The organism is Marinobacter sp. L-80, assembly GCF_056859395.1.
In genome coordinates, this window is the sequence record NZ_JBSXOI010000008.1 from 1 (window position 1) to 3,885 (window position 3,885).

Below are 3,885 nucleotides of genomic sequence, written 5' to 3' on the forward strand. Positions count from 1 at the left end.
ATATCGTCGGTGTTGTAGTGGCTACCGAGCGCTTACTGCAAAAGCCTTTAACAAATAGTTGTAGTACGTTTCGGGCCTCGCGGCCCTACACCGGACGCCCATTTCGCTGCGCTACATGTGCGCCGCTAAACAAGGGCGTTAAAGGCTCAAGGGAGTTTTCGGTGAGCAAAGAAGAACTTTCCCCAGAAGACCAGGCCTACTACAAGCGTTTTGAGGTCAAGCCGCTACGAGTATTGCTGTATTTCCTGGCAGTGGTTTACTTGTTGTTTGTCTTTGCGGTTGGTGGTTCTCAGTTCAGCGGAGGTTTTTTCAGCGGCGCGGTTGGGAGCTTTATCCTGATTCAAGGGATCGATCTCTCTAACAGAAGACTTACCGTAATTGGTGGGTTTTTGACAGTTGTGAGCGTCTTACAGACGATATCTTTGGTGTTGTCGTGACGGGCGGGAGCTGACTGAAAAGCCTTTAACAAATTGTTGTAGTACGTTTCGGGCCTGGCGGCCCTACACCGGACGCCCATTTCGCTGCGCTGCATGGGCGCCGCTAAACGTCGGCGTTAAGTGCCAAAGGACTGATCGATGCAAGGTGAATGTCTCTGCGGAAGCGTGAAGTTCAAAATTGATGGGGAGATACGGAATCTCTATCAGTGTCACTGCTCGCTGTGCCGCAAAGCCACAGGGGCTGCCGCTAACGCTGCCACATTTGTGCAGGGTTCTAGTTTTCGTTGGGTCTCAGGTCAAAGCGAGATCCGGTCGTACCAAAAGCCAAGTGGTTTCCGGAGCGATTTCTGCTCAATTTGTGGGAGTCCGGTTCCAAATAGCCTGCGGGGCACCGAGATGGTTTGGGTTCCAGCCGGTTTGCTCGATGAACTCGCCGTATCAAGGGTTTCTGTTCATCTCTACACAGCATCCGCCGCGCCATGGGAGCAAGAATCCGCGGAGTGCGTTCGATTGGAGGGCGGCCCTGAGAGCCTGGAATCACTTAACAAATTGTTGTAGTACGTTCCGGGCCTCCGGCCCTACACCGGACGCCCATTTCGCTGCGCTACATGTGCGCCGCTAAACAAAAGCGTTGAGGCTGTAGAAAAGGTCCCAGAATCGCTGCTCCAGACCTGGTAGGATCAGGGCATCGCAGCCCGACAAGGATCCGTCCCATGCCCCGCTTCAAGCACTACAACTACGACCAGGATGCGATGGTCGTGATCAACTACCAGGAACAGCTCCAGCCCGGCACCTTCGAGCACGCGGTGCACTACCTGATCGAGCACAAGCTTGATCTGTCAGTCTTTCATCCGAAGTACCGCAACGAAGACACCGGCCGGCTGGCCTACGATCCGGCCATCCTGCTGAAGATCATCCTGTTCGCCTATTCCAAAGGCATCACCTCGAGCCGCGAGATGCAGTGGTGCTGCGAGACCAATATCATCTTCAAGGCACTGTCTTGCGATACCGTTCCCCACTTCACGACATTGGCCAAGTTTGTCAGCAGCCATTCCGGCGAGATTGAAGAACTGTTCGAGCAGGTGCTGCTGGTGTGTCACGAGCGGGGCTTATTGGGCAACGAACTCTTTGCCATCGACGGCTGCAAGATGTCCTCCAACGCTGCCAAGGAATGGTCGGGTACCTTCAAGGAACTGGGAGAGAAACGAGAGAAGTTGCGACGACTGATCCGTCACCACTTGAAGGAACATTACGAGCGTGACGAGACGGAGACCGAAGCTGAACTGGATCGGGATATTCGCCGTGCAAACACCATCCTCTCGCTGGATGAAGCCATGAACAAAGTGGACCGCTTCCTAAAGACGAACCGCCCAAGGATGGGCCGGGGGAAGCGGAGCAAGGAAGTGAAGAGCAACCTGACTGACAACGAAAGCGCCAAGATGACCACCAGCAAGGGCACGATCCAGGGCTATAACGGTGTGGCCACGGTGGACAGGAAACACCAGGTGATCATCGATGCCCAGGCCTTTGGCGAAGGCCAGGAACACCACACTCTACAACCGGTCCTGGAAACGGTCGAAGCCCGTTTCAAAAAACTGGGCATTGCCGAGAGCATCTACCAGCAAGGCACTGTGATCACCGCCGACACCGGCTTCGCCAACGAAGCCAACATGAAGTACCTGCACGAACGGCAGATCAACGGCTACGTGCCAGACAACCGGTTCCGCAGTCGAGATCCGAAGTTCCAGAACCAGAAAGACAAATACGGCAAACGTCATCAGAAGCTGCCGGATACTGGCTGGAAGAAGACCATCCCGGCCAGTGAATTCCAGTTCGATCCGGTCACTATGACCTGTATCTGCCCAGCCGGGAAATCCTTGCATTACGAGGGCACGAGAACGGATCAGAATGGTGTGCCCCGGGCTCATTTCCAGGGCCGGTTACTCCAGTGTCGTCAGTGTTCCAGGAAACACCAGTGCATGCAGAACCCGGAATCTGCAAATCATCGCAAGGGCAAAGGACGGCAGGTCTCCTACACCCTGGAGCTAAAGCGCGGGCCCACTTACACCGACTGGATGAAGCAACGCGTCGACAGCCGGCAGGGCAAAGAGATCTACAGTCACCGCATGTCGGTGGTAGAACCGGTGTTCGGCAACATTGGCACGACCAAACGGCTGAACCGCTTCAGTCTGCGGGGCAAGAAGAAAGTACAGGGCCAGTGGCAGCTATACTGCCTGGTGCACAATATTGAGAAGCTGGCGAATTACGGGCAGTTGGCGGCGTGACACAAAGAGCAGAAGGCCGGAAACGTGGTCGCTGGTTGCCAGCAGGACTGACACTGACCCCATCAAATGGGCGAAACTGATGGCTGATCATCGGAATGGCGATAATCGACTAGCTGGTGGCCGCTACAAAAATTTTAGGAATCAGGCGCTGGGAACGACTCGGAATCGGGTTTTTCTACAGCCTCGTTAGGTGTTTTAATGGAGTATCTCTACAATGTACTTCTATTCCTTGCTCAAATTGTGTTCTTTTGGATTATACTTAGCGGTAAGGTTTCGATAGATAGAAGTTGGCTGGTTGTTCAATATGGCTGGGTACTCAAGGTAGTTGTGATCGTATTCACTTTGTTTTTCTCCCTTGTTTTATATTCTGCAATTCAAGAAGAGAGAGTTATTCAAGTAGTTTACTGGTTTCTTTTCTCTATCGTCGGAGTAGGGCTAGTGAGCTTGAATGAGGTCTTTCGTCGAAAAATTTGGTTCGATGAAAAGATGATTTACTACCAATCAGCTTTCGGCAAAAGAGTCAGATTACCGCTTTCGGAAGTCGTGTCCATAAGCCGTGGCCGGTATGGGTCCTCGTTTAAAATAGTCGGGGCGAAGGGACAAAAAGTTGAATGCTTCCTTCATATGGCGGGTAGCATTGAGTTTTATAATTATGTTCGCTCAATATCAAGAAATGACCAAACCTAACCAACGCATCAACCTCGCCATGGACTTCCAACTGATGCGCAAGGCGTTAATTGACATGAGCAGAGTCGTTGAGTTGGTAGATGGAGCCCATTTCGTAGCAACTCTATGGTGCTTGTCTCCCCTAATTCCGGTGTCGTTGCTGGCTTCTGAGGAGGTAGTTTGGATGCCTTACGCTGGGGCGTGCATATTTGCCTTATTCGGATATTCCGTTTGCAAGCTGCGTTCAAAACGCAAGCGCGAGTCTCGTTGGGGGTATTCTGATGCAGTTGCATATATTGTCCTACCACTCACGTTATTTGGTCTCTCGTCGTACGGAATGTTCAGCAGTGCTGTCACTTAACCAATCCCGTTAGTCCCGAGGCCTTTGAAAAGGCCTCCGTTTGAGGCTGAGGTGTGTCATATGCATCGCGGTAAGTCCAAAACGGAGACAACTCCATTGGCATTGGTCGCCTTATCCGAATGTTCGCTTTGCGACC

4 protein-coding genes are annotated in these 3,885 nt (G+C 52.4%); all 4 read left to right on the plus strand.

The window, feature by feature from the left end; translation table 11 throughout:
- The coding region (locus AC13E3_RS00195; RefSeq protein ID WP_482901556.1) for a hypothetical protein at positions 1 to 437 on the plus strand (437 nt) is incomplete at its 5' end.
- Between the two features lie 138 nt (positions 438 to 575).
- Positions 576 to 995 (plus strand): GFA family protein, encoded by a 420-nt coding sequence (locus AC13E3_RS00200; RefSeq protein WP_482901557.1) that lies wholly within the window; start codon positions 576 to 578, stop codon positions 993 to 995.
- Between the two features lie 155 nt (positions 996 to 1,150).
- Positions 1,151 to 2,722: a transposase gene (locus AC13E3_RS00205; protein WP_008174256.1), complete on the plus strand. Its 1,572-nt coding sequence runs from the start codon at positions 1,151 to 1,153 to the stop codon at positions 2,720 to 2,722.
- 198 nt (positions 2,723 to 2,920) lie between these two features.
- Positions 2,921 to 3,409: a DUF6560 family protein gene (locus AC13E3_RS00210; protein WP_008172247.1), complete on the plus strand. Its 489-nt coding sequence runs from the start codon at positions 2,921 to 2,923 to the stop codon at positions 3,407 to 3,409.
- Positions 3,410 to 3,885 lie beyond the last annotated feature (476 nt).